Raw genomic sequence first — 339 nt, forward strand, 5'->3', positions numbered from 1 at the left:
TTGGAAAGCCGTCGCGGATCCCGACGGCACCGTCCACTGGACCAGCCCCGCCGGCAAGCACTACGCCACCGACCCCGCCACCCGCATCAACCCACCGCGACAACAAGCACCACCGCCAGCCCCGCCCGCACCGCTGCCGCCAGCCGAACCGATCAGCGATCCGTGGAATAGCGACTGGAACACCAGCTGGAACACCCCGCGGGACACCGACCCCACCGAGCCCCCACCGTTCTAGGGTCGACGGACAGGGTGAACACCACCGATTCTCAATGAATGCTGCGTCGTCAGATTGCTGTCGTTGGGCGCAGCCCCCCCCCCCCCCCCCATGGGAGGGCGGGG

General features: G+C 69.0%; 1 pseudogene. It reads left to right on the plus strand.

Annotated features, from left to right (window positions below):
* Positions 1-235: pseudogene (locus CXY80_RS19570) on the plus strand (hypothetical protein); the annotation flags it as partial.
* Positions 236-339: the final 104 nt, after the last annotated feature.

This window comes from Cryobacterium sp. M91 (assembly GCF_002929615.1).
GTDB lineage: Bacteria > Actinomycetota > Actinomycetes > Actinomycetales > Microbacteriaceae > Cryobacterium > Cryobacterium levicorallinum.